At 45.7% G+C, this 25245-nt stretch carries 22 protein-coding genes, 1 other RNA gene and 1 pseudogene; 10 read left to right on the top strand and 14 right to left on the bottom strand.

Translation table 11 applies throughout. The annotated features are described in order from the left end of the window. Positions 1–495 precede the first annotated feature (495 nt). Positions 496–1788 (top strand): hypothetical protein, encoded by a 1293-nt coding sequence (locus AMJAP_RS05660; RefSeq protein WP_019622105.1) that lies wholly within the window; start codon positions 496–498, stop codon positions 1786–1788. Between the two features lie 75 nt (positions 1789–1863). Next, the gene (locus AMJAP_RS05655; RefSeq protein WP_019622104.1) at positions 1864–2196 is read left to right on the top strand and encodes a DUF1840 domain-containing protein; all 333 of its coding nucleotides are present in this window, start codon (positions 1864–1866) and stop codon (positions 2194–2196) included. Between the two features lie 79 nt (positions 2197–2275). Here AMJAP_RS05655 and AMJAP_RS05650 read toward each other — a convergent pair whose 3' ends face one another. From AMJAP_RS05650 to AMJAP_RS05630, 5 genes are all read right to left on the bottom strand, one after another. Next, complete coding sequence (locus AMJAP_RS05650) at positions 2276–2797, bottom strand: RNA methyltransferase (RefSeq protein ID WP_026340150.1); 522 nt, start codon at positions 2795–2797, stop codon at positions 2276–2278. A 69-nt stretch (positions 2798–2866) separates the two neighbouring features. Beyond that, entirely contained in the window at positions 2867–3208 is a 342-nt protein-coding gene (locus AMJAP_RS05645; RefSeq protein WP_019622102.1) for a PBPRA1643 family SWIM/SEC-C metal-binding motif protein, read from the bottom strand. A 107-nt stretch (positions 3209–3315) separates the two neighbouring features. Further along, a complete protein-coding gene (gene rluF / locus AMJAP_RS05640) occupies positions 3316–4203 on the bottom strand; it encodes a 23S rRNA pseudouridine(2604) synthase RluF (RefSeq protein WP_201356413.1) in 888 nt (295 codons plus the stop codon). A 148-nt stretch (positions 4204–4351) separates the two neighbouring features. Continuing rightward, a complete protein-coding gene (locus AMJAP_RS05635; protein ID WP_026340149.1) occupies positions 4352–5647 on the bottom strand; it encodes a M18 family aminopeptidase in 1296 nt (431 codons plus the stop codon). Beyond that, the gene (locus AMJAP_RS05630) at positions 5647–6177 is read right to left on the bottom strand and encodes an FKBP-type peptidyl-prolyl cis-trans isomerase (RefSeq protein WP_019622099.1); all 531 of its coding nucleotides are present in this window, start codon (positions 6175–6177) and stop codon (positions 5647–5649) included. Before AMJAP_RS05630 ends, AMJAP_RS05635 begins: the two co-directional genes overlap by 1 nt. Before the next feature lie 158 nt (positions 6178–6335). Between AMJAP_RS05630 and AMJAP_RS05625 the strand changes: the two genes are divergently transcribed. The 3 genes from AMJAP_RS05625 (at position 6336) to AMJAP_RS05615 (ending at position 9830) form a co-directional block, all read left to right on the top strand. Then, positions 6336–8420, top strand: a complete 2085-nt coding sequence (locus AMJAP_RS05625; RefSeq protein WP_019622098.1) for a carboxy terminal-processing peptidase — start codon at positions 6336–6338, stop codon at positions 8418–8420. Between the two features lie 20 nt (positions 8421–8440). After that, the gene (locus AMJAP_RS05620) at positions 8441–9211 is read left to right on the top strand and encodes a hypothetical protein (RefSeq protein WP_019622097.1); all 771 of its coding nucleotides are present in this window, start codon (positions 8441–8443) and stop codon (positions 9209–9211) included. 157 nt (positions 9212–9368) lie between these two features. Then, a complete protein-coding gene (locus AMJAP_RS05615) occupies positions 9369–9830 on the top strand; it encodes a YbjN domain-containing protein (RefSeq protein WP_156815210.1) in 462 nt (153 codons plus the stop codon). 68 nt (positions 9831–9898) lie between these two features. Here the strand turns inward: AMJAP_RS05615 and AMJAP_RS05610 are convergent, their stop codons facing one another. The 6 genes from AMJAP_RS05610 to dnaX are packed head-to-tail and all read right to left on the bottom strand — an operon-like array spanning position 9899 to position 14884. After that, on the bottom strand, positions 9899–10336 hold the full coding sequence (locus tag AMJAP_RS05610) for a YcgN family cysteine cluster protein (protein WP_019622095.1): 438 nt from the start codon (positions 10334–10336) through the stop codon (positions 9899–9901). Further along, positions 10336–10626: a YcgL domain-containing protein gene (locus AMJAP_RS05605; RefSeq protein ID WP_026340148.1), complete on the bottom strand. Its 291-nt coding sequence runs from the start codon at positions 10624–10626 to the stop codon at positions 10336–10338. The genes AMJAP_RS05610 and AMJAP_RS05605 overlap by 1 nt, the downstream gene beginning before the upstream one ends. 11 nt (positions 10627–10637) lie before the next feature. Continuing rightward, on the bottom strand, positions 10638–11804 hold the full coding sequence (gene rnd, locus AMJAP_RS05600) for a ribonuclease D (protein ID WP_019622093.1): 1167 nt from the start codon (positions 11802–11804) through the stop codon (positions 10638–10640). Positions 11805–11811: 7 nt separating this feature from the next. Then, entirely contained in the window at positions 11812–12411 is a 600-nt protein-coding gene (recR, locus tag AMJAP_RS05595; protein ID WP_019622092.1) for a recombination mediator RecR, read from the bottom strand. 13 nt (positions 12412–12424) lie between these two features. Further along, positions 12425–12748: a YbaB/EbfC family nucleoid-associated protein gene (locus AMJAP_RS05590; protein ID WP_019622091.1), complete on the bottom strand. Its 324-nt coding sequence runs from the start codon at positions 12746–12748 to the stop codon at positions 12425–12427. Positions 12749–12781: 33 nt separating this feature from the next. Continuing rightward, positions 12782–14884 carry a DNA polymerase III subunit gamma/tau gene (dnaX, locus tag AMJAP_RS05585; protein WP_019622090.1) on the bottom strand — a complete coding sequence of 701 codons (2103 nt, stop codon included), beginning with the start codon at positions 14882–14884 and terminating at the stop codon, positions 12782–12784. Between the two features lie 215 nt (positions 14885–15099). Here dnaX and AMJAP_RS05580 point away from each other — a divergent pair, with 215 nt between their 5' ends. Next, positions 15100–15276 carry a hypothetical protein gene (locus tag AMJAP_RS05580; protein WP_019622089.1) on the top strand — a complete coding sequence of 59 codons (177 nt, stop codon included), beginning with the start codon at positions 15100–15102 and terminating at the stop codon, positions 15274–15276. Positions 15277–15332: 56 nt separating this feature from the next. Here AMJAP_RS05580 and AMJAP_RS05575 read toward each other — a convergent pair whose 3' ends face one another. Both AMJAP_RS05575 and AMJAP_RS05570 read right to left on the bottom strand, forming a co-directional pair. Then, positions 15333–16817, bottom strand: a complete 1485-nt coding sequence (locus tag AMJAP_RS05575) for an HDOD domain-containing protein (RefSeq protein WP_019622088.1) — start codon at positions 16815–16817, stop codon at positions 15333–15335. 152 nt (positions 16818–16969) lie between these two features. Continuing rightward, positions 16970–18076, bottom strand: coding sequence for a GGDEF domain-containing protein (locus tag AMJAP_RS05570; RefSeq protein ID WP_019622087.1), 1107 nt, complete (start codon positions 18074–18076; stop codon positions 16970–16972). A 411-nt stretch (positions 18077–18487) separates the two neighbouring features. Between AMJAP_RS05570 and AMJAP_RS05565 the strand changes: the two genes are divergently transcribed. Next, on the top strand, positions 18488–20002 hold the full coding sequence (locus AMJAP_RS05565) for a tetratricopeptide repeat protein (RefSeq protein WP_019622086.1): 1515 nt from the start codon (positions 18488–18490) through the stop codon (positions 20000–20002). A gap of 266 nt (positions 20003–20268) precedes the next feature. Here AMJAP_RS05565 and ffs read toward each other — a convergent pair. Beyond that, an RNA gene (gene ffs, locus AMJAP_RS05560) (signal recognition particle sRNA small type) lies at positions 20269–20365 on the bottom strand. 457 nt (positions 20366–20822) lie between these two features. Between ffs and AMJAP_RS05555 the strand changes: the two genes are divergently transcribed. The 3 genes and pseudogenes from AMJAP_RS05555 (at position 20823) to AMJAP_RS05545 (ending at position 25154) form a co-directional block, all read left to right on the top strand. Then, positions 20823–23756: a CmcI family methyltransferase gene (locus tag AMJAP_RS05555; protein WP_019622085.1), complete on the top strand. Its 2934-nt coding sequence runs from the start codon at positions 20823–20825 to the stop codon at positions 23754–23756. A 100-nt stretch (positions 23757–23856) separates the two neighbouring features. Continuing rightward, positions 23857–24991 (top strand): annotated as a pseudogene (locus AMJAP_RS05550) (IS30 family transposase). Continuing rightward, a complete protein-coding gene (locus AMJAP_RS05545; RefSeq protein ID WP_169336958.1) occupies positions 24942–25154 on the top strand; it encodes a hypothetical protein in 213 nt (70 codons plus the stop codon). The pseudogene AMJAP_RS05550 and the gene AMJAP_RS05545 overlap by 50 nt, the downstream one beginning before the upstream one ends. Positions 25155–25245: the final 91 nt, after the last annotated feature.

Below are 25245 nucleotides of genomic sequence, written 5' to 3'. Positions count from 1 at the left end.
AGATACTTAGCATAGATACTCTCTGGGTCAGGTGAAACCCCTGTTGTTGTAAAAAGTCCCGACAATCACCTTCAAGCATCAATTAATAGGCAGAAAACCGCTAACAAATACCTTGCTCTATAGTAATCCCTCTGAGGACTGTCTTGCAGAAAGACTGACTATCAAGGCCGTCATGACACACATACGGGGTGAACCTCTGGAACTCTCGAAAGGCGATTATCAGAGCTACTACAGAAAACTCATTTGACTTATTCACAACCAATTTAATTCAGAAAACCTTCTTTATAAATAGCAAATCTACTTCCGCCATTTATTCATATGAAAAATGACAACACCCAATATTAATACCCCTACACTTCCTTTGGGCTTATCCAACAGGTATGCTATTTATCCTATAGCACGCTAAGTTTGGTAAATGTTGCCAACGATGAAAGCCTCCAGGTTTATCATCTGTCATCATTTTTTAAATTTTAAGTCGGCCTAGGGTATCTATAGATGAGTAAAATTAGTGTACGTATCAGATACACTAATCAGCTGTTACTTTCTAACAGCCATTCACATCCCTCTTTAAGCTGGGGTATGCATAGCGTCTCGTTCCAGCCGACAGGCATCACCATATCAACAGAAATCGAACTTAATAATACCGAACAACAAAATCTGATTCGTGCCTTAACTTTCAACAATCCATCTCATATCCCAAATTGGCAAAGTTTATCCCCTGATATTCAGCACTCAATCAGACGCATACTGGCCCAAATTAAAGCCGCTGTAATTAATGTTGATAGCAGCATCCGTCGAACATCAAAAGGGATCCGATTACAGTCGCTTAGCTTTGAAAAAATTTTTTTTGATGCTTCGCATAGTTTGCCTATCGTTCACTGGGAATTTTCAGAAGCAGAAAGAGCCCAATTCCTTCCTCTCGGCGAGCACCTTGATAAGCAAGCCAGACAAGCCTATGAAAAAGGCATCATCATCCCCATGCCCGCCTTATTTGAACGCAAACAAATTCTGTTAGACACGGAGGATATCAAAAGCATTGGTGAGCAGCTTAAACGCCAGGCAGGCGCACAACCCCATCTCAATTTATATAGCCTTGCCTGGGACAGTTTTATTGAAGGCTCCTTTCAGTCTGCTGTTCTGATGCTCACAACATCAATTGAAACATCATTGAAATGGTGGCTCAGCCAGCGAAGTGATGAAGTCTACTCTCACCTGAAAGAGAATATGCATCCCCCGGCAATCGAACTCCTCTATACCTGTGCAAGAAAATATACCGACCTGGAACTACCCAATATTTTTGCCTATTGGCTTTCCAGCCTTCGGAATACAAGCAATAACATTGCACACAGACCCGCAGAATTCACGATACCCCCCCTGGAAATAGCCCGATGGTTTGCTATAGGTGAAGCACTATTCAAAGCGTTTACGGGGTATAAAAATAGTGCTCTGGTTGGTTATCGAATGGAACCCTCAGACGAGCAGCCTGATAATTCCTGTCTCCAGGGAATAGTGTTACGGCAGGAAAGCCTTAATGGCGTTAATTCTTTGCACCTTCTGTTGGATAATGGTGACACACTCAGAGTTAATCCTAATACCTACAAGAAATGTATCGACCAGGATTTTGAAGATAATCAGGTTCCAAGTGGTGTGATCAACCCTTCAAATTCAGAAACAATTAAACCCGCCCTCAAGACAACGCTTGAAATACCACCGCTTAATCCTGAACTGAATCCAATGAGTAAGCCCGACGACGAGCGAGACAAAGGCTTTCTTTCAGCAGCTCAGTAATTTTTACAATGAATAATTCTCACATCTTCAACGGTTTTCTGCTGAGCATTAAAGGAACAACTTAAGGAGTTAAAAATGCTTATTACGTTTTCATGCCCTGCCAGCGCAAACATAACAATGCTTGCCGACACTGCGATCAAGATACTCAGACTGATGGGAAAGGGTGACGGGATCCCTGGCGCAATACTGGCCAAAGACATCCCTAAGGCGCTGGCTCAATTAGAAACAAAAGTTGCAGCGAATAAACACCAGCCTGCTACAGAGGTGTCTGGTATTACAAATGACGATGAACCTCAGGTCACGCTTACCAGCCAGGCTTTTCCTATAATTCAGCTACTCAAGGCCGCCGCTAAGAAAGAATGCGATGTCATCTGGGATACCAGCAGTCAGCTCGATACAAATACATGATGTCGCACTTAGTTTAATCAGTGCATCAACCAGCCTTTAGTCGTCACTCGTTTCACTAATATTCTGAACCTGGGCTCATTTATACGCGAGCAGATCCCTTAAATACCAGCCGATTATTAACATCACGACTTTTTTTGACACGTTCGCTGTGGTCAATAGTATCGATTTGTTTGGCCATTCGGTCATAAAGCAACACATTGACCGAAGCCGCCAGGTTCATACAACCGATCGTAGGGACATATACAACAGAGTCTGCGACGTTCACAATCGATTGATCAATAGAGCCGTCTTCCGGGCCAAAAATATATAGCGCATTTTCAGGATGAGAAAACTCTGGCAACGGTATTGCACCTTCTGCCAATTCTACGCAAACCAGTTTTTGGTGTTCATCAGCAAGCTCAGAAACAGATTCAACAGCCCGTAAAGGTATTTTTTGATTTACGTTTTTGGTATCCAGATGATACTTAGCCGCATGTTCAAATCTTGTGCCTGTATAATAGATTGCGGTCGCACTGTAACAACCCGCTGCCCGCATCACAGCACCAACATTTGAGGGGCTTTTTGGATTACACAAGACAATGGCAGCTGAACCTTCATTCACCACTTTCAAACCCTTCTATCAACATTTTTTATATCCGCTTAATAGCAGAGCTATTTCAATAGTGAGACCTTAACCACAACACTTCTTGTATTTTTTCCCACTACCGCAGCTACAAGGATCATTTCGAGCAGGCGTCTTTTCCAAAGTAACCGTCGAGCCTTTATTTAACAAAGCCTCGAGTTCAACGATTGACTCAACCGCGGATTCATTTGTATCAATGCTAATCTCAGCGTACAGCCCCGCCTCAGCAACCATTTTTTCGACTTCTTTTTGTCGCGTTTCATCAGTAACCACCAACGTCAGCGGAAATTTCTTGCTGCCCGCTTTATGACTTGCCTTAGTCGCATAACCACTTCCAATATGACTTTGACGAGCATCCTGCCGACCTTTAAAGAAAAACTTATCTGACATTTGCGAATCTCATTCGATTAAAAAGCAGAGGATCTTACCACGTAAATCAAATGACTACTGTGATCAATTTTCTCGATCCTTAAACACCTGAAGGCGCCTATGATCAGCTAGAACAAGTGATCCTTAACGTCGGCGAGCTTTTCTGGGGGGGCGAGCAGATCGCCCGCGAGGACTATCGCCTGGCTTCGGCTTATCTCTTTGATTGTTACTTCCTTTAGCTTTCTGCTGGCTACGAGGTGGTTTTTTCGTTTTTTCTTACCTGTAGGCGCTTCCGAAGAGGACCCTGCCGCGGCTTTTAGTATCTCAGCCATCTCGGTTTCGTTCAAATCACGCCACTCGCCAACTGGTAAACCTTTAAGGTCTACATTCATAATGCGAACCCGGTCCAGCTTTGTAACCTCATAATTAAAATGCTCGCACATTCGACGAATCTGGCGATTCAGACCCTGAATCAAAGTAATCCTGAATACCTTTGACGAATCTTTAACGATTTTACATTTCTTAGTAATCACCCCTAGCATTGGCACTCCGGCCATCATGCCGGAAATAAACTCATCGGTTATCGGTTTATTAACCGTCACCAGATACTCTTTTTCATGCTTGTTACCTGCACGCAGTATCTTATTTACCAGATCACCATTATTCGTCAGAAAAATTAATCCCTGAGAATCTTTATCCAGACGACCAATCGGAAATATACGGGTACTGTGGTTTACAAAATCAACAATGTTATTACGTTCGCTACCTTCAGTAGTGCTAACCACACCAACCGGCTTATTCAGGGCGATAAATATAAAGTCTTCCGCCTCTTCCGGATCAATCGCCTGGCCGTTAACCTTGACCAGATCCCCAGGTGAGACTCTGTCACCAACGGACGCACGTTTGCCATTGACGTACACATTCCCCTGCTCAATAAAGCGATCCGCATCCCTCCGGGAACAGATACCGCTTTCACTGATATATTTATTTAAGCGGGTCGTTGTGTCATTCAACATAGATTCATGTCTCAATTAAAGTAGTCTGAAATAGCTTGGATGGAGCCAAAAGAGGCACTAGCTAATTTATGCGTATTCTTGAGCAAATGACTGGCTTTCACCAGTCCTGATTTAAGGCCCTGAGATCAGGTTAGATAGAAATGATCTATCAAACACTGGCCTGCTGATAAAATCGACTTAAGACTTTTGCCAGATTCACCGGATCATCACTGCCTGCCAGCTCACGGATAGAGTGCATCGCCAACTGTGGTACACCTATATCAATTGTTTTAACCCCAATTTCAGCAGCAGTAATAGGCCCTATAGTGCTACCGCAAGCCATATCACTTCTTACCACGAAAGACTGGAGCGTTACCCCTTCCTGCTGAGCAATATGACGAAATAGCGCTGAGGTTTCACTGTTTGAGGCATAACGCTGATTGGCGTTAATTTTGATCACCGCTCCGCTGTTCATCCGAGGGCCATGATTACCATCGTGCTTATCGGTAAAGTTTGGGTGTACCGCGTGAGCATTATCAACTGATACCATCATCGAGTTAGCAATCATTCGATTACGGGATTCTGAATCAGGTAACAAACGTTCCAGTAACTGCTTCAGCATCGGTCCCTGCGCACCGGCAGCACTCATACTGCCGACCTCTTCGTGATCGTTACAGACCAGCAATGCGCCCTGATCTGTATCTGAATCAAGCAGGGCCTGTAAACCAATAAAGCAACTTAATAAATTATCCAGGCGGGCTGAGGCAAAGAATTCGTTATCCAGACCTATATAAGATGGCTTCTGAACATCATAGAAAAACAGCTCATAATCCAATACTTCATCAACATCGTCGATATCGATCGCTGCCAGCTCTTTCTTCAATAACTGGCGAAGCTCTGCTTTACCATCTCCATGTAATTGCGCCAGAATCGGTGGCAAATCGTTTTGCGGATTCACAGTTCGATCTTTATTGGCTTCACGATCAAGGTGAATAGCCAAACTTGGGATAATCGCAATTGGCCTTGAAAAATCAACCAATTCACTTTTAACATTACCCTCTGTTCCCACATAACTGACGCGACCAGCCAACGACAGATCACGGTCAAACCAAGGGTTCAACAACGCTCCCCCGTATACCTCAACACCCAACCGCAAACACCCCTGACGTACTGTTTCAGGATTAGGTTTCACTTTCAGGCAGGGGCTATCGGTATGAGCACCAACCATACGCATACCGGAATCGATCAGATCAGAGTTCGCAGGCATATTCCAGGCAATGATTGAGGACTCATTACGCACGATAAAATAACGTCCCCCCGGATGAACACTCCAGGCATTTTGCTCTTCGAGCTCAATATAACCCGCTTGCTGCAACCATCCCCGCATCTCATATACCGCATGAAAGGGTGTAGGCGCATCCGCCAGGAATTCAAATAACTGTTGATTAAACGGGTCTTTTTGCATCATTGGTCAGCCTTTTCGTGAGGCAAAACTTCTAACAACTCAATTTCAAAAATCAGAGTGGAGTTTGCTGGAATTGATTCTGCCGGACTCCGCGCACCATAGGCAAGCTCAGATGGCAGATAAAGCTTCCATTTTGAGCCCGGCGCCATTTTCAGAAGCGCTTCTCGCCAGCCTTTAATGACACTCCGCACCGGGAAAATGGGTTTCACTTCCTGAGCTTCCGAGCTCTCAAACGCTTCGCCGTTGATTTTCCAGCTACTGTAGTTAACCCTGACATCGTCCTGTATCCGCGGACTATCACCCGTTGCAGCCTGCAATACCTCATACTGAAGCCCAGACGCAGTAATCACAACGCCCTCGCGTTCTGCATTTTCAGCCAGGAAGCGGTCGCCTGCTTTTTTAGTATCGTCATTCAGCGCTTTCTCAATTAACTCCTGATGAAACCGTTTTTCCTCTTCACTTTCACCACAACCACTTGAAATAGCGACAATCGTCGCTAAAACCGCCATACCAAAAACTCGTTTAATCACGCTGGCAATACCTGCTCTGAATATTAAAATAGAGATAAGCTGTTGATTTTACATCAGCTCACGACAAGACTACACTCAGAAGATCTGAGCAAAGGGAACAAGCGGTCAATTTGTCTGTCTCAGAATCTATACCTTGTAGTAAAACAGGAACATATAGCTTGATAAACACAAGTAAACTTCGTCAACTGCTCGCTACTCCAATTTTGCTGAGCCTGGTTATCGCGCTTCCGACAAATGCGAAAACGCATTCTGTTTTACAACCAGAACCTATTCATAATCAAACCATCGTTGATATCGTAACCTCTCTGAATCAGGATCACTACAACGATATCGTACTGAATGATGAGCTATCGGGCAAAGTGCTAGATCAATATTTAGAAAGCCTTGACCCCACAAAAGCATATTTTTATCGTTCCGATATCACAGAATTTCAAAAATTCCGCCCATTGATAGATGACGAAATTAAGAATGCTGATTTGACCGCAGCGTACACCATCTTCAACCGCTATCAGATTCGTACTCAGGAACGCTTAGAAACCCTGATTACCACATTGGAAGATCCAGACTTCAAGGTCAATTTTGATCTGGACGAAACATTGTTAACCGATCGAGAAAAAAGCCTTTGGCCTGCGAACCAAGCCGAGATGGACGAGTTCTGGCGTAAACGTCTGAAAAGCGCGCTGTTAAGTCTCAAACTAGCGGATAAGACCGTTGATGAGGCAAAAGAGGTCATACTTAAACGTTATAAAAGCCAACTAGCCAGAGCCCAGCAAACCAATAGTGAAGATGTTTTCCAAAGTTTTGCCAACGCTCTTACACAACAGTTTGACCCTCATACGCAATACTTTTCCCCCCGCAGATCCGAAAACTTCAATATCAATATGAGCCTATCTCTGGAAGGGATCGGGGCGGTATTACAGAGCGAAAATGAGAATACAAAAGTAGTCCGACTGGTTCCTGCCGGCCCCGCTGAAAAAGCCGGTCAGCTTAAGCCTGCGGATCTGATTGTCGGTGTCGGTCAGGGTGAAGATGGTGAAATTCAGGACGTTGTTGGCTGGAGGCTTGATGAAGTAGTCGCCCTCATCCGTGGCCCGAAAGATACGATCGTCAAACTTGAACTCATCCCCGCTGATGGCAAAGAGGGACAGCACAAAGTCATCAAGATTCAGCGTAATAAAGTCAAACTGGAAGAGCAAGCTGCCCAAAGCCGCATTATCAAACTCGATCACCAGGGCAAACCCTATAAGCTGGGGGTCATCAGCATCCCTGCCTTCTATATTGATTTTGCTGCTCTGCAAAGAGGTGAAAGAGACTATAAAAGTACCACCCGCGATACGATTCAGCTGCTTAATGAACTCAGAAAAGAAGAAATCGATGGGCTAATCATAGATCTTCGTGATAACGGTGGTGGCTCGCTTCGAGAGGCTAACGAGCTTGTAGGTTTGTTTATTAATCGGGGCCCGACAGTCCAGATCAGAGACCCTGGCAATCGGGTACAGGTTTTAAGAGACCCGGATCCTCGAATCGCTTATCGTGGGCCAATGGCCGTTCTGGTCAATCGTTTAAGTGCTTCAGCATCAGAAATCTTTGCCGGTGCGATTCAGGATTATCAACGAGGGATCATTGTCGGTGGCCAAACCTTTGGTAAAGGCACTGTACAAACGCTGTCGCCACTGCACCATGGTCAGATCAAACTAACCCACGCAAAGTTTTATCGTATCTCCGGTGAAAGCACCCAACATAAAGGCGTCATACCCGATGTTAACCTTCCTACGCTCTACGACACTGAAGTGATAGGAGAAAGCTCACTGGATGGCGCCTTACCCTGGGACATGGTTGCTGAAACACCCCATCGTCGCTACTTCAGCTTTAATTCAATTCTGCCTGAACTCATTGAACGTTATACAAAACGAACAAAACAAAATCCCGACTTCCTCTTTATGAACTCGCAGCTTGAACGGCTGAATGAGAATAAACTGGATCGAGAGCTCTCATTGAATGAAACAACACTTCAAAGTGAGCGTGAGGCATCAGAACAATGGCTTCTGACACAAGAAAACCAACGTCGCGCAGCAAAGAAATTACCCGAAATAAGCGAGCTGAGTGAACTGGATGATCTACTTGAAAAAGATGCTCAGGGTAAAACCATCAGGCCTGAACAAGAAGCGATTCTCACCGAAACGGGCAGAATACTGCTTGATATGATTGAGCTGGCAGACAAATATATAGCTATTAAAAACTGACCAGACAGGCATCTTTCTCAATGCAGCTAAGCAAGCTAAAACTCGCTCTACTTATCGGTGGACCAGTACTGCTTATCATTCTCATAGCGACGGGTTATTTCATCTACACCGGCATCAGTGACCAGCAAGCAGAAAATAGAAAAAAAGTAGAAGGTTTCGGAGAGATGGTTAGCCCCGCGGATTCCGGCCCTGCCAACGCTGCAATTGATCCTGAACTTGCTCCGAGCATCGGCCAGAATAACCTTTCGCCGACCCAACGGGTCATCAGCAACATGAAGCAGGAGCGAGTGAAGCTCCTCGATGAAGCCATCGAGATGCGCAAACAGATCGCCAGCCTGAAAGGCAAAATAGCCGAACTCGAACTGTATCGTACAACCAACGAGCGCTATGCCCCCCATACCTTTAACGAAGAAGTGTCTAAAGTCCATACCCGAATGAAACAGTTCTTAGCCAGTCAGGATGAGTCCAAACGATTTACCAGTACTCAGTTAAAGGGAATGGCTGCCGCATCAGCTCAGGAGTATCGACGCTATCTAACCTCACGCAAACTCCTTCTGGATCCTGATCAGATAGATACAGTGGTGACTAATCATCTGCCCGTTTATGCTTATTGTATCGGTGATGGCATAGATATCGCCGCGAATAACCGTTCTGAAGAGCGCATGGTCGTCGAGTATTTTAAAACAGAGAAAACCGACCTCATGGGCAGTCGTCTGAAAAGTGACCTGAAGGCAATCATAGCGCCCTGTCAGGAGCTTTTCGCTCAGCGAATGAGCTATCTCTCAAACTAACACCCTGTCACTATTTTCTGCCCCTGTTCAGGGGCAGATATACCATAAAAAATCCATTTATTTCTAAAACTCACTGATTCAGCGCATCCATTTATTTTGCAGCAGCATGTTATTATGCCGCGACCTACAAGGAACAAAGCATCTAAATCCAGGACGAATGATGAAAGCACTGAATACACTGATATCGACTATACTCTTAAGCTTCCTCGCCATAAGCGCTCAGGCTGACAGCACTATAGTAGAACGCTTTTCTGACACCGAGGTAAAACAAGTTCTTCGGGATGAAGGATACGGATCAGTGAGGATCATTGAGGAGGGAGAGATTCGCTTTAAAGCCGCAGGTAACATCTACGTGCTCTATAATCACGACGATGGCGACTTACACCTCTATTTCGGTTCCACAGGCCTTAAGCTTAATTACGAAGATATGAATGAGTGGAACCGCACTACCCGTCTGTCACGGGCCTATCTTGATAACGATATGGATATTGCCCTGGAAACAGATCTGCTATCGAATGCAGGAATAACCCAGGATATGATGAAAGCTATGATCCAGGTGTTTGTTGAAACATCGGTGCCTCGCTATATCAGCTTTGCCCAGGATAATGATAAAAATTAGAGCTTCCATCCGGCCTGCCAGGCATAAAAAAACCGCGGTAAGCGGTTTTTTTTAAGGCGTTCCATCATTCACTGAATCAGGTAATCGATGTAGTCATCTTCTTCGACCTGATCATCAGTCACCTCAAACCAGTTCAAAACAGAAGCCCCCGCTTCCTTGACCGACTCTCGACGTCCGCTCATCAGTGGGTGCCAATCATACAGATCCTTCCCTTCATGCACTAAACGATAAGCACAAGTCGGTGGTAACCAGTGAAACTCTTTCACATCTTCAGGGCGCAGTTTTACACACTGCGGCACCAGTGAACAACGCTCTTCATACTTCGTGCAAAAGAGAGTATCCATATCCAGCAGATGGCAGACCACACTGGTGTAATACACCTCATTCGTCTCTTCATCTTCCAGTTTATGAAGACAACACAAAGAGCAGCCATCGCAGAGCGACTCCCACTCATCGGAAGACATCTCCTGCAGCGACTTAGAGCGCCAAAAAACCTGATGAGCCACTAGCGAACGCCAGTTTCTGGACGATCCTGATGGAGGTTCAACAGATAGTCATCTTTAGGCGGCGGCATCTGCAAGAAGTACCCTTTTTCACGGATATCCTCCAACACTTTAGCTGCCTCAACCCGTGACAGTTCCTTCTCAGGTGTAAGCAGCATATCGAAAACATGAACAGGCGCACCAAACATCTCTTTCAACGCGTCAGGCACCCTCGCTAACTGCTCTGCTTTATCGACGTACAGGTACATTTCGTCTTTTTTAGAACTTCTGTAAACGCTACAAATCTTCTTCATACGGTCTCTATTTATACTTCCAGGCTTTGCAGTTTTTCCAACAACGCATCACCAATCACCTCTTTTCGCCAGCCGGACAGGCTAGGCGGAAGGCTGAACTCACCCTGATTTTCAGTCCGAATCAGAGCATCAAGATCTTTCTTTCGTAACAATATTTCCGGCGCTATATTCAGCTCTTCAGCTTTAGCACGGGCCATCGCTTTTAGCGCCTTCAGGGGTTTATTCCACTGATAACCCAAGGGTCTCTGGATCGGCGCCGGTGGTTTTGCAGCGGCTGACTCTGCGGCCGTTTTAAGATAGCCAAGAATCACTTCGCCATCCTGCCTGACCTGTTGATGACGAACATCCTCCACCCGGGACAATGCCTGAGTCGTTGTAGGCCACTTATTCACTATATCCAACAGAGCACTGTTTCGCAGTACCTTATTACGAGTCGTATCCCGTTGCCGGCAAATTCGCTCCCGCCAGGCAGTCAGATCACGTAACGCCGCTATTCTTTCCGGTGATAACTTCCAGGCCTGACTAAAGCGCTGATAATAGGTTACCCCATCCGGGTCCCTATCCGGCATTTGCGGCAACAACAAAGCTGTCTCTTCCGCAGCCCAATTGGCCATCCCCCGCTCTGCCAGTTCAGCCTGCTGTTGCTGACAAAGGGCAGGCAGATAAGCAACATCTAATGCTGCATAGTGTTCCTGAGAGTTAGTCAGCGGACGCTGTAACCAATCCGACGTGGTTTCACCCTTCTCCAAATGAACATCAAGCGCGTGTTCTACAAGTCGCTGGTAGCCCATAGAAAAGCCCCAGCCGAGAAAGCCCGCTGCAATTTGAGTATCAAAAATTGGCGTCGGCAGATCACCCAGCATATAGAGGAATAGTTCAAGATCCTCACTGCCTGCGTGCAGTACTTTAAGCACAGACGGGTCGCGAAACAATTGCACCATCGGCTCATAATCTTCGATCTTTAACGGATCAATCAGATAACACGCCTTATCATCGGCGATCTGAATCAAGCCGGGAACGGGATAGAAAGTATCAACCCGGATGAACTCAGTATCCAGCGCAATCAATGGTAATGCCTGCCAGGCTTTGCAATACTGCGCCAGCGCTTCATCATCAGTGATCCAGATCGGCTGATCAGCAGCGCGTTCCAGTTGCTGCCAGTTATAGGCTTCTGTCATTACCACCTCAATTCATCGACCGTCGGCCAGCCATTGCATGGGCCAGAGTGCCGCCATCAACATATTCAAGTTCTCCCCCCACAGGCACGCCATGTGCGATGCGGGTGACCTTTATATTCAACGCTTTTATCTGCTCAGCAATATAGTGAGCTGTCGCTTCACCTTCGACGGTGGGATTCGTTGCCAGAATAATTTCTTTGACCACACCCGACTCAAGCCGGCTGAACAATTTATCCAGCCCCAGATCATCAGGGCCAACCCCATCAATGGGAGACAAATGCCCCATCAGAACAAAATAACCACCATTAAAGCCGCCTGTCTGTTCAACCGCCAGCATATCTACCGGTGATTCAAGCACACATATCTGGCTTTCATCCCGTGAATTATCTGCGCAAATCTGGCAGAGATCATTTTCCGAAAGCGTACGACAACTAGTACAGTGGCCCACTTTATCGGCAGCAATCGTCAGCGCCGCTGACAATGATGCAGCGCCTTCCCGGTCTCGTTCAAGCATATGAAATGCCATCCGCTGAGCCGTTTTTGGCCCAACACCGGGTAAACACCGAAAGGCATCGATCAAATCCTGAATAAGCGGACTAAATGACATAGTTTCAGTCGCCTTAGAACGGCATATTAAAGCCCGGTGGCATACCCATACCACCAGTTACGCTCGCCATTTTTTCCTGAGTGGTACTCTCAACTTTGCGTACAGCATCGTTGATTGCTGCAGCAATCAGGTCTTCAAGGATCTCTTTATCTTCTTCCATCAAGCTTTCGTCAATGGCAACACTGCGTACATCATGGCGACCATTCATCACAATTTTAACCAGACCTGCACCCGATTCGCCATTGACCTCAGCCTTAGCAATTTCTTCCTGTGCTTTCTGCATATCAGCCTGCATCTTCTGTGCCTGCTTCATTAGGTTGCCCATGCCACCTTTCATAATACTTTCCTCGTCTATCTCTTAGTCTCTGGCTTAATCGATCGGCTGAACCGACTCGAGATCAATACGGCCCGAGAACCGTTCGATCACCCGCTGTACAACAGGGTCATTCTGAATAGAACTGACCGCTTCAACCTGACGTTCCGCCCGTTTCCGATCCCGGTACTGACTTGGCGTCTCACGGCTGTAATCACCTAAGCTGAATTCTACCTCAACCGAAGCGTTAAAATAATGGCCTATAGATTCCCGGATGCGGTCAGTATGAACATCACTGATCATCGCTTTCTGTTCGCGGGTGTAATGGAATCGCCAGCACCCCTCAACCGACTCCAGTGACGTATTAGACGCAATGCTATACGTCATACCCGTCAGTCCGATCAATTCAACCAATAATACCCACTGATCAGCATTAAACCGGTTAACATCCGGGCTCACCTCAGCGACTGGCTCAACAATATCTTTTACCGGCGCGTTATCTTCTACGACGGCGGACGCGACTGCTAATGACGGAGCCAACCTTTCCGAAGTGATAGCACTCAGTTCAGCAGGTTTACTTTGCTCGGTGTTCTCTGGCTGCTTAGGGGTGTCTTCTGTTCGTATTTCAGGCTCAGACGACGCAACAGGTGGGCTTTCTTCCCATGGCAGATCCACCGCTGACTTTATCGGCGTAGCTGGCGTTGTCTGAAAAGTTTTTTCCGGCGCAGGAGAGTTCCCCGCAGCCGCTGGCGGTACTAAATCTGTTTCAGACTTTTTTCCCGGCTGATCCTCAGACCCTTGTTGCAGGTAAGACTCATCATAATCTGGTGGCCCTTCCTGTTGAGCCGACTGTGGCATGGTCTCAACGTCAGACTGAGGGGACGACGCCGCTGAGTCAAGCTCTACCCGACGGAGCGCTTGCACTTCAGAGTGAACTAAAGGTGTCTCTGTTTCAGGGGCTGATTCAGGAATTGATTCCGGAGCATCCGCTGATACAGGAGCAGCCGATGTTTCAACGCCAGGCGGCTCTACCGCAGAAGGCTCTGTCGGTTGACTCAGCCCCTGACTGCTTACCGAGACAGGTCTGAACGCCAGCATCCGCATCAGCGTCATCTCGAGGCCTTCACGGGCATCGGGTACGAATGGAAGATCTTTTCGGCCCATCAAAGCGGTTTGGTAGAACAACTGCACATCTTCAGCCGTCAATTTACCCGCCAGATCCAATAACATCTCCCGATCACCGAGACCGTTATCTACCGCATCCGGTACGATCTGAGCCAGTGCAATGCGGTGCATCAGGCTAATAAGATCACCCAACACAACATTATAATCAGGAGAATAGCGCGCCAGCTCATCAACCGACGTCAGTAACGCCTTTGCATCATGAGCCGCCAGACTGTCTACCAACCGATAAACCAGTCGCTGATCAATCGTGCCCAGCATTGCACGAACATCTGCTTCAATTACCTGCCCCGCACCGAAAGCGATTGCCTGATCCGTTAGACTCAGTGCATCTCGCATCGACCCATCAGCAGAACGCGCCAACAGCCATAGCGCAGGCTCTTCATAACTAATATTTTCTGCCGTCAGCACCCGACAAAGGTGTTCAACGATCCGCTCAGGGATCATGTTTTTCAGATTAAATTGCAAACAGCGAGACAGAATCGTAACCGGTAGTTTTTGCGGATCGGTGGTCGCCAGCAAAAACTTAACATGGGGGGGAGGCTCTTCCAGAGTTTTCAGCAACGCATTGAAAGAGTGCGTGGACAGCATATGTACCTCATCGATGAGGTATACCTTAAAACGCCCATGGGTCGGTGCATACTGAACATTTTCCAGTAGCTCACGGGTGTCTTCCACCTTCGTACGGGACGCCGCATCCACTTCGATCAGATCAATAAATCGCCCTTCGCTAATCTCCCGGCAGGCAGAACACTCACCACAAGGGGTTGACGAAACGCCGGTTTCACAGTTGAGTGATTTAGCAAACAAGCGGGCAATTGACGTCTTACCGACACCCCGGGTGCCCGTAAACAGGTAAGCATGGTGCAACCGGTCATCATCCAGCGCATTAACCAGAGCTTTGAGCACATGCTCCTGCCCTACCATTTCAGTAAATTTTGCGGGACGCCATTTACGCGCCAGTACCTGATAACTCATCGCTGTAAATCTATATCAGAAGGGTGTTTATTCATGGCTACCAATGCTAACGGTAACCGCCTGATATCGCCAGCGAAACCCGTTATTTAGTGACAACTAAATTGCTTTTCATTGGCCCTCTTCGGTTTAATTCCATCCCACCGTTAGATAACCCATGATTTATGGTCTAACTTACATAAACAACAATAACGCTTCTAACGTGCAGGGATATGGATATGCAAAGAGCAAATAACGCTAGCAAGTATGAAATACACCGACACCGCTTAATAGAAGAGCAGGAAATGATACAGTTTCAGGACCCACACTGTCCTATCAGTATTGTCACAGAGGAGAGCTGCTGGATTGAAAACAAACTAGTGTCACTTGAAACCACTGAACTACAAACCCACTAACCCTGATCACATTAAATGAGAAGCCTTATCCTAAACAATAAGGCTTACTTCTCTTCTTATCGTTCTGAGCTTTTTCGAATCAGCGAAAGACACATATTCGTCTGCTGTGAAAAGAGCGTAAACGCCATAAAGTCATCCTGACTTAGAGGCTGATCTACGGCCTTGTGTGCAATATCATTGCGATCTGCGTAAAACAATCCGACACAAACTTTACCCCAGATGATCGGCGCCACAAAGAACTCATCTCCTGCGATTAAGTGCCGTAATGAGCTATCCAGATAACATCGCCATTTAGGCGCATTCACATTGTCCACCCAGGCGGGCTGTCGGGTATTCAATACATGGCTAAAGATATTAGGAGAACCACTCAAACCAACCACAAACTCCTGTTTAATCTGATTCCCACCGGCCGCAGATATAAACCGGGGCATTAAACTACGCCGCTCACGAGATTTAAGGAAAACAATTGTCCGGCGCATACGAATACCCCTGTGGACACCCTCCATCGCGGTTTGCACAATAAGATTAAAGTCCGCACCTTCACTGGGTAAAAATGCCAGTTCACGGAGAATTTTTAACTGGAGCGCCTGATCACTCGGCTCAGGATCTTCAGACTCATTGTTTCTGGATTCAGAGACTATCGGATCATGCCCAATATAGCGGGTTAAAATCCCCGCACCATATGACTGCAACAGCTCAACCGTCTCTTCTGAACAACGCTCAACTTCAGCCAGCACTTTCCATTTATCCTGCTGCATCAGATCTGCAGCCTCAGCCAACAGTTTATCAAGCTCTGCTCGACTATAATGTTGATTCGCCAGAGTAGCACTCAAACGCACCGACAGGCTTACTGACCTTAACTCCGGCGTGCGTAATTCAGGCTCTTCAAGCGAGCTAATCAGCACAGAACCCATGTTCCACGAACTGGCCAACCCCAGACTCATCTCTTCAAACGTCGTCCCCAGTACCCGTCGGACAATATGGGCAGCCTCTTCAGGCCGGGTGACCTGTTTTTGTCTCAACGCCTTATCCAACTCAACCGTTATCCGTCCACCCATACTCCAGAAAGCACTCTCACCAAAACGGTTCAGTAATGCCGCTATAAAAGTCTCTTCCTGAACATCCTCCTCATAACTCTTCATCATTAACTTAGCGATCATCCCCGCATGAAACGACTGCGCCATTAACTTCAATAAACGCTCATAAACTTCGGGGGTCAGCTTTCGATTCTTCAATAAGCTATTCAGCAATTTAGCGGTGATACAGACATTCTTAATCCGTGTCAGCCCCAACACCACCGACGCCCGACTCACCGTCGTCACGGGGTTTCGCCCCATATAACCGGCACTATTAGCGACTTTAAGAATAGAAGAGGTTAACGCATGGTCATGAAGTACCGTCTGGCCTAATTTTGCCAGAGAGGAAATATCATCTTTAGAAAGTTTTTCGATCTCGCGGATAGTAGAACATAATGCCGGCAACTCCTGCTCACCGATCATCTCTACCCACTCATCGGTTCCATGAGGCGTGAAATCTGACAACGCTCTTTCCTCTAGTTATAACTAACTTACAGAGATCATTTTAAAGCAGTTAAGGGAGAGGCAAATCAGTGAATGTATGATTTTGGGTAATGAGGGAGCAGTAACATCTTAAGCCAATGCACTTGCTCTCAATGCCTTGGTCATTCAATTGATTATGTGTAAACCGTAATATTTCGCCCTTTTTCTTTTGCTTCATAAAGCACCTTATCAGCTCGAGAAATCAGAGCCTCCTTAGAGTCACTTTCTCTAAACAATGTTGCACCAATACTAACCGTTACCTTACCCACGACGGCATAATCTTCGCCTTCGATTGTTTTCCTAAGCTTTTCGCAAAAACAGAGAAGGCTTTGTTCATCGGCCTCAAGCACAATTACAATAAACTCCTCTCCCCCCCACCTTATCAGCGTGTCATTTTCACGGATAGATTGTGACAGCACCTGAGCAGTCTTTTGCAAAACCTGATCACCGGTAGCATGCCCGAATGTGTCGTTGACGCTTTTAAACTTATCAATATCTATAATCAGGAGACCAAAAACCTGATTGTATCGAAGACAACGACCTACCTCTTGAGAAAGGACGTTATCCAAATGGTTGCGGTTAAACACCCCGGTTAAAGAGTCTGTAATTGCCAGACGATGCAATTCTTGCTGAGCTGCAAATATAGCTTTTCTCGATCTATCAAATATTAAGGCACCAAGACAGCCAAACGAAAAACTACAAAAAACCCAAAAAGCATGAATCGCATAGGTACCCGCAAGATTCATCAGATAGAAGGCGGATAAAAGCAGAATAACAGACGATATTATTGCGCTGACTAAAGCATATCTAAAAGTCATCCCCGAAACGATAAAGATCCAGAATACGCACAGATAGCCTTCCGCTAGAAACGGTGGAGAATTGGTAAGCATGCTGGCGATATAAGCGTGGCTTAACATCGCTACAACGGGAGAGGTCGCTAGCAACAGCATAACGGTCTTGTAAAAACGCCCTTTATAGGCGAGAAAACTAATAATAAGCATCATGGGAGCGATAATTAACATATGGCTCTTCAGCATTAATGCTTGAACGTGCTCAGGAGCCCATGATGATTTGTCAATAAACGTAAAGGCAACGTATAGAAACGCCGTTAAACAACTGATTACCGAGATTTGAATTTGCCGGGAAGGCTTATCCCACTCGTTATAAAGCTCATTAAAGGTATTATCTGAAAACGCGCGAGGCAGCTCGAATGGAAGAATATACTGAAGTATTTTTTGCATCGCTTTCTTAACACTCCATCTTAAGCTTGCTCAAAAACTTAGTCTTTGTACAACGTCAGCCAGAACAGCCTGTTACCTGCACTGTTCCAATACAGGTCATTCTATAACAGACTGCAAAGGACCGGGCCTTCGAAGGTATGATTTTGGGTAATGGAGAGAATACATTCAGATGTTTATTGCCTGGCTATTTTACTGCTCAGAAGCCTAACTCGATATTAGCTACAGGCTTTAAGCATTTTATAAAACATATCCATCACATTGACTTTCCTATAAAGAACCTAATTAATAGCAAAGCAACACACAAAAGTACCAATTACATTTAAAGCGACCTTATCCATGTTCCTTATTGTAGCTTTCCATCGCTCATTATCATCCGCAACAGCCCAATGGCTACATCGCGCAGGTCTCTCTATGGGTACAGACCTAATGCCTCCGGGGGTTTCTAACCCAGATGGCCATTTTGAGGATCTCCCACTCGTTAACCTTCATGATCGAATATTAGCCCTTAATAACACAGACTGGCGCTATCATGATGACTCTACATTTGATCCATTTATTCGAATGGACCTACTATCGCGCTATGTCTCCCACCGTGAAGAAACATCTGACAAACTCTGTGGGGTTAAAGATCCAAGGGTCTGCTTATTCCTGCCAGCATGGCATAAGTTACTAAATAAACAGGGCCGTTATTTGGTTGTTTTGAGGCACTGGAGCGGTAGCACTCAATCACTTTTGCACCGACATAGTCGAAACCTGGCTCTGGGAGACGGTAACAACACATTGGACCTTAGCTTTTGGCATTCACCTGAGCAAGCCGCTCGCATGTGGCTGGCATCACACCGACGTATTCTTGCTCTTCTGGAAGAATCGCCTGAGCAATGCCTGGTTGTATCCCATCGCTCATTATTAGAAGGTTTACCTCTAATAAATAAAGTAAACAACTTCTTCGACCTGAAACTAGATACCACAACCCCCTCTCCCATTCGCAATAACCTCAGCCAAGACAATGTAGACTCTAAGCTGAAAAGTTTACTTTCTGACTCTTTACAAGCTGAACTTGAAGCTATCTGGAACGCACTCACTCTGCACATAAACCACAGAACAACTGATGAAAGCCCACACTGGGTGGCAACAATCGATAACAAAAAAAGCGAAATCACACAGAAACCAATTGATTTCGTGGGCGCTCTTCAGATAGACGGCACTAACAATCCGAGAGCAGTCTCTGGGAGTTTGCAGGATCAACTAACCTCACTTGTTCATGATCCACAATTACCCCTTCGATCAGATGAGTTAATAAAAGACATTCAAAAAGAAGACAGGTTTTCTGGAATCTCATGGGAAAAGCTAGCTAGAGCGCAACTCAGTCGAGGTAATGCCTCAGGGGCAAAGCACTCTCTCATGCAGATGATAATAAGTGGTCGCTTCCCTCCTTTTGTCTATATGTTGTTAGGTGATTGCTACAATGCAGAACTTGATTACGCAGGGGCTGAGCATTGTTACCAACAAGCGATTCGCCTCAACAAAAATAATCCAGCATTTCATATTCGGCTTGCAACCATTTGGCTTATACAAGGACGTACAAAGAAAGCAATAGAGCACCTACAACAAACTCTGTCTAATCACCCAAACCATTCAGGTTTAGCTCTTGCATTATCGAACTGTCTCGATCTGCAAGGAAACACAAGTAAAGCGATAAATTTATTACAATCAATAACCGAGCCCCCAGAAGCTCTCTCAAATAGGTTCATTGCCCTCACCATGAAAACAAACCATTCTCAGGGAAAGGCGTTGCACAAAACCAAAGTAGATTTCAAAATCAAGAATCCAACGCTACAAAATGAGATCGCATACTTGATTGCTCACATAAAGAATCCGGCGGCACGTGAAGACTTAGCCCAGCGTATCACCAGACATTGGGAATAAGCCTGAGGGGCACTCCCTTTTTACTAACAGTATTAAGTATAAAATTCAGTGATAGCGGTTATTTAAGAGAATGCCACAGCCCCTATTCCCCTTTTATTACAGCTAAGAATAGATTACTCAAGAAACGGCTGAGACCATCACCCTTTCAACAAAAAAATTCAGCCTAAACCAGAATTCAAGCACAGTACGGATCTATATTAATAGAAATAAAGTAGATTACTGATTTAGCAGATAAACAAGATATAGAGAGGGAGTATTGGGGGCGACTCCACCAGCCACATCCCGGCACACGAATCCACCGCTGTGGCTGCTCCCCTCCAGGCCTGATCAGGTTCACGGTTTATCGTTGAGGGAGGCACGTCCCACGCGGCTTCCAGCTAACTCGCAGTATGCTGTCGCGGGTTTAGTTGAGTCCTTATGAGAACGCACTGCAAGACCGTCTGACAAGCCGTATATCGCACCTCAGTTCCGCTCCCGCCACTAAGCAGAGCTTCTGGCTTGACCTGAAGAACTTCAGTAAACGGCACAAAGCAGTCTACTCTAGTTGGAATACTGGACGTACGCTAACGACCCATATACGGATATATCGAGTATAGAAAGGATTAGTACCCTCATTTCTCTCAATTTACAAAAGAAGCAGGCAACCGGCAATCGCTAGCCGAGGGCATCTATTCCTTGGGAGGATATAAGGCTATGTTTTGGGGGAAATAGTGGCGGTTACAGTTAATGATTTTGCCTGAGAGCTCCCTCGTCTTTCCTCTCGCAAGCTTCTGAAGTATATTGCAGTTTCGACACAAATTGCCTATTGAGACTACTAATAATGCATGCAAGTTCGTTAGAGAATATGAGAAAGTGCTATCAGAAATATATTGTTGGCAGCGAACTTGAAAAAAGAAATCCATTAAAGGTTTTGGACGTAGGCGGTGCAGATATCAATGGCAGCTACTCTGAGGTTTTTTCGGACGCAAATGTACAGTATTTGGGGACTGATCTCGCTCCTGGGCCTGGTGTTTCGGTTATTCTGGACGATCCGAATGCATTCCCGTTAGAAGACAACTCCATCGATGTAGTGATCTCAGGGCAGATGCTTGAGCACTGTGAGTTTTTCTGGGTAGTGTTTGCTGAGTTTGTCAGAGTATTGAAAGATGATGGGTTCATCTTTTTAATCGCCCCCTCTTCTGGCCCAATACATAATTATCCGGTGGATTGTTATCGGTTTTATCCTGATGCATATCGCGCTTTAGCGAAGTATACAGGCTGCAACTTGGTCGAAGTATGGCATGATAATCGTGGCCCATGGGACGATTTGGTCGGTGTGTTTAGCAAGGCTGAGCTTGCTAAAAAAAATGCTGATAACGATATTTCACTTGCTTTAACAGCTAACTCAAAAGCGGCCATAGCGCCTACGGCATTTGAAACTGTACAAGGCGAGTTGCCATACATTGAGGTTCTAAAGCTTTTACACGAAAGTATATCACCTGAGAACTACCTTGAGATTGGTGTACGCAATGGGCGCAGCTTATCTTTAGCTAATTGCCATTCCGTTGGTGTGGATCCAGATCCGGAAATAACCTATGAGCTAGCTTACAATGCACGGGTTTTGAAGCTGACCAGCGATTATTTTTTTGAGCTTGCGACAGATCCGGTTTTGCAACAAAAGCCAGATCTTGTGTTTATTGATGGCATGCATCTGTTTGAATACGTTCTAAGGGATTTTATCAATGTAGAAAAGGTGAGTGGCCCTCATACGGTTGTTGTGGTTGATGATATTTATCCTAATCATCCTGAGCAGGCAACGCGAGAGAGAAATACGAGGGTTTGGACCGGTGATGTATGGAAGTTACATACACTACTTAAAAAGTACCGGCCTGATTTAACATTGGTTCCAATTAATACCAGTCCAACCGGTTTGTTGATCATTCTTGGATTGGATTCCAAAAATGATACGCTAATCAAGCGATATAACCCTATTGTTCGTGAGGCACTACATAAGCTAGATAAACCCGATCAAAACACTATTGGGAGGGTGGGAGCGTTATCGCCTTCAGCAGATAATTTGCGCCAATTATCACAAGTAGTAGCCCGCGCAAAGCGGCTTAGCCTCCCGTACAAATCACAAGCTGGTTTCTTTGATTGTCTGATAAGCCACGGGCCCGTCAAACCGGTGGACGCTTCGAAGCAGCTTGCTATGAGTGTTGTTGTCATTGCTTACAATATGGCGCGTGAATTACCTCGTACACTAAGAAGCCTGACACCGCCGATTCAGAAAAATATATCTGTAGATGATTATGAGATTATTGTGGTGGATAACGGTTCTACCGATGGTGTCGATGAAACTCTATATCATGCTATCTCACCAAATATTCGTATTATTAAGGCTGAGGGTAATTCTTCCTCTCCGGTAGCTGCGATTAATCAAGGTCTTGCTTTAGCCCGTGGCGAAGTCGTAGGCGTGATGATTGACGGTGCCCGAATGGCATCGCCAGGCTTGTTGCACAGGGCACTAGCGGCATCAAAATCCTCTCCGCAAGCCGCGATTGGCACGTTGGCGTTTCATTTGGGCAACGATGTTCAAATGAAGTCAATACTTGCGGGTTATGATAGAGAGGTTGAAGATGAATTGCTAAGTACCGTTGACTGGGAGGACGATGGCTATAAGCTATTTGACGTATCTGTGTTTGCCGGTTCCTCCAAGGGTGGGTGGTTTGATCTGCCTGCAGAAACCAATGCCATTTTTTTGAGTGCTCATAATTGGATAAAAATAGGCGGCTATGATGAGCGCTTTCAGCAGCCTGGTGGTGGGCTTGCCAATTTGGATACTTGGTATCGAATTTGCGATAATCCCGGTTTAAATGTGGTTATGTTGCTGGGAGAAGGGACGTTTCACCAATTTCATGGCGGTGTAGCAACTAATGCAACAAGCTCTAGTTGGGACCAGTTTAATAAAGAATACGTGGAAATTAGAGGGCAATCCTATAAGCCGCCGAAAAATGTTAATGTATCCTATTTTGGCAGCATTCAGGATAACCAAAAGCCAAGTATCTTGGAGTCATCATTTAAATCTTTGCCGCAATCCAACAAATTGCCCACCAGCAATATCGAAGTGAATGAGAGGCCATTTAACTCAAAGTTTCCTCCGTCTCTATTGTCTGAAATCCAAAAAGGTGTAATGAGGACAAAGTACCGAGACGTACCTTTTTTCAAAAGCCCCTTAGATATCGGAATTTATTATCAACTACTCAATAAGGCGTCGGCTAAAACCATTATTGAAATAGGCTCAAAGTTTGGCGGTAGTGCGTTGTGGTTTGCCGACACGCTAACAGCTTATGGTGTGGAGTCACCTAAGGTTCTGTCTATTGATATTGAGCTGTTGGCAGAATTTACTGATGATAGAATTGAGTTTATAACCGGTGATGCCGCCAATTTAGGTGAGGTGTTGAATGAGAGCCTGCTGCAGGAGTTACCCCGGCCGATTGTTGTGATTGAGGACAGCAGCCATTTTTATCAACATAGCACGGCGACCTTAAACTTCTTCCACAGATATCTGCAGAAGGGCGATTACATTGTCATTGAAGATGGGGTGTGCTCGCAGCTTTCTGAGTCTCGCTATAGAACTTATGATAATGGCCCTAATCGCGCTGTTAGAGACTTCCTGTTGGCACACGGCGATGACTATGAAATAGATACCGCCCTTTGCGATCATTATGGTATTAATGCGACCTATAACCCTAATGGTTATTTAAGGCGTATCTAGTGCGGCGCCGTAAATGTAGGTATGCAGTGTCCCTTACTGGGTATGGGTTCAATGAGTCAACGCAACACGCTATCTTTATTTCAAAGATGGAGTTCTGCAAATGGCTAAAAGAACACGGATCAAGCACACCAAGGAAATCACTTCCAAAATATGGAATCGGTATCAAAAAGGCGAATCACTGAAAGCTATAGCACGCCTTTTAGATACTCAATCCTCTTCAATATTTGCCCAACTCGTCCCAACCGGTGGTAAAGGAAACGCGCAAAGCTATCCCTCACGCTGGCTGAACGAGAAGAGATATCTCGGGAGATTGTAGCTAACCACTCAGTTCGTACTATTGCATCTGAGCTGGATCGATCCCCTTCAACTACTAGCCGTGAAATTAATCGTAATGGCGGTTATGACATCTATAGAGCAACTCAGGCTGAAAAGAGTGCATGGGATCGGGCGCTTCGTCCAAAACAGTGTAAGCTGGCAATTAATCCAACATTAGGGAGAATTGTAGAAACAAAGCTCAGGTTAAATTGGTCTCCTGAACAAATTGCAGGAAGGCTTAAACGGGAGCATCCCGATGAAGAGAATAAACAGGTGTCACACGAATCGATTTACCGCAGCCTCTTTGTACAAGCACGTGGCGCGTTAAAGAAAGAGCTTCAACAATATCTTCGCTCAAAAAGAACCATTCGACGGGCTAAAACATCAAGCTTAAAAGGTGATGGGCTTGGCAGGATACCAAATGCAATATCCATTAGTGATAGGCCAGCATCAGTCGAAGATCGCGCGATTCCAGAGCATTAGGAAGGCGATCTAATAGAAGGCTCTCAAAAAAGCTGTATAGCGACCCTGATGGAAAGACACTCACGTTATGTGATGTTGGTTAAACTGGAAAATAAAAGAACGGAAACCATAGTTTCCGCGCTGATAGAGCAAGCAAAGCAACTACCAGATGAGCTTTATAAATCGTTAACCTGGGATCGCGGTACATAAATGAAAGCGCATCAGCGATTTACCCTTGAGACCGATATACAAGTTTATTTCTGCGATCCTCAAAGTCCTTGGCAGCGAGGTTCTAATGAAAATACCAACCGTTTATTACGGCAGGAACAGACTTGTCGGTTCATTCACAAAGGCAATTAAATGAGGTCGCACGGCAGTTAAACGAGCGACCAAGAAAAACGCTAGACTATGAAACACTTGCTGATAGATTTAACGGGGGTGTTGCAACGATCCACTGAATCCACAGCACTTAGTGGACCTTGTAGCGTTATGGTAAGTCGTGCGCCACCACTACGCTTCCTGCTTCAGACGGTCATCAGAGACCGCAAAGGCAACCTGCTCCTTCCAATCTGTAATGACGAGCAACCACGACTTTCAGCTAATGATCGTAATGTAGTTTGAAGGGATTTAACAAATTCATTGCGTCCAAGGATAGGACGGGCGACTTCAGGGATACCCATACGGGCATACCAAGTGTTATGACGTTTCTTAA

The sequence above is a fragment of the Amphritea japonica ATCC BAA-1530 genome (assembly GCF_016592435.1).
GTDB classification, from domain to species: Bacteria; Pseudomonadota; Gammaproteobacteria; order Pseudomonadales; family Balneatricaceae; genus Amphritea; species Amphritea japonica.
Note: the sequence above shows the minus strand (reverse complement) of the source record. Positions and strands in the feature narration are given on the sequence as shown.

Coding starts and splice junctions, on each gene's coding strand:
- AMJAP_RS05660 (WP_019622105.1), top strand. CDS start 496: ATGAGTAAAATTAGTGTACGTATCAGATACACTAATCAGCTGTTACTT.
- AMJAP_RS05655 (WP_019622104.1), top strand. CDS start 1,864: ATGCTTATTACGTTTTCATGCCCTGCCAGCGCAAACATAACAATGCTT.
- AMJAP_RS05645 (WP_019622102.1), bottom strand. CDS start 3,208: ATGTCAGATAAGTTTTTCTTTAAAGGTCGGCAGGATGCTCGTCAAAGT.
- rluF (WP_201356413.1), bottom strand. CDS start 4,203: ATGTTGAATGACACAACGACCCGCTTAAATAAATATATCAGTGAAAGC.
- AMJAP_RS05635 (WP_026340149.1), bottom strand. CDS start 5,647: ATGCAAAAAGACCCGTTTAATCAACAGTTATTTGAATTCCTGGCGGAT.
- AMJAP_RS05620 (WP_019622097.1), top strand. CDS start 8,441: ATGCAGCTAAGCAAGCTAAAACTCGCTCTACTTATCGGTGGACCAGTA.
- AMJAP_RS05615 (WP_156815210.1), top strand. CDS start 9,369: ATGATGAAAGCACTGAATACACTGATATCGACTATACTCTTAAGCTTC.
- AMJAP_RS05605 (WP_026340148.1), bottom strand. CDS start 10,626: ATGAAGAAGATTTGTAGCGTTTACAGAAGTTCTAAAAAAGACGAAATG.
- rnd (WP_019622093.1), bottom strand. CDS start 11,804: ATGACAGAAGCCTATAACTGGCAGCAACTGGAACGCGCTGCTGATCAG.
- recR (WP_019622092.1), bottom strand. CDS start 12,411: ATGTCATTTAGTCCGCTTATTCAGGATTTGATCGATGCCTTTCGGTGT.
- AMJAP_RS05590 (WP_019622091.1), bottom strand. CDS start 12,748: ATGAAAGGTGGCATGGGCAACCTAATGAAGCAGGCACAGAAGATGCAG.
- dnaX (WP_019622090.1), bottom strand. CDS start 14,884: ATGAGTTATCAGGTACTGGCGCGTAAATGGCGTCCCGCAAAATTTACT.
- AMJAP_RS05580 (WP_019622089.1), top strand. CDS start 15,100: ATGCAAAGAGCAAATAACGCTAGCAAGTATGAAATACACCGACACCGC.
- AMJAP_RS05570 (WP_019622087.1), bottom strand. CDS start 18,076: ATGCAAAAAATACTTCAGTATATTCTTCCATTCGAGCTGCCTCGCGCG.
- AMJAP_RS05565 (WP_019622086.1), top strand. CDS start 18,488: ATGGGTACAGACCTAATGCCTCCGGGGGTTTCTAACCCAGATGGCCAT.
- AMJAP_RS05555 (WP_019622085.1), top strand. CDS start 20,823: ATGCATGCAAGTTCGTTAGAGAATATGAGAAAGTGCTATCAGAAATAT.
- AMJAP_RS05545 (WP_169336958.1), top strand. CDS start 24,942: ATGAAACACTTGCTGATAGATTTAACGGGGGTGTTGCAACGATCCACT.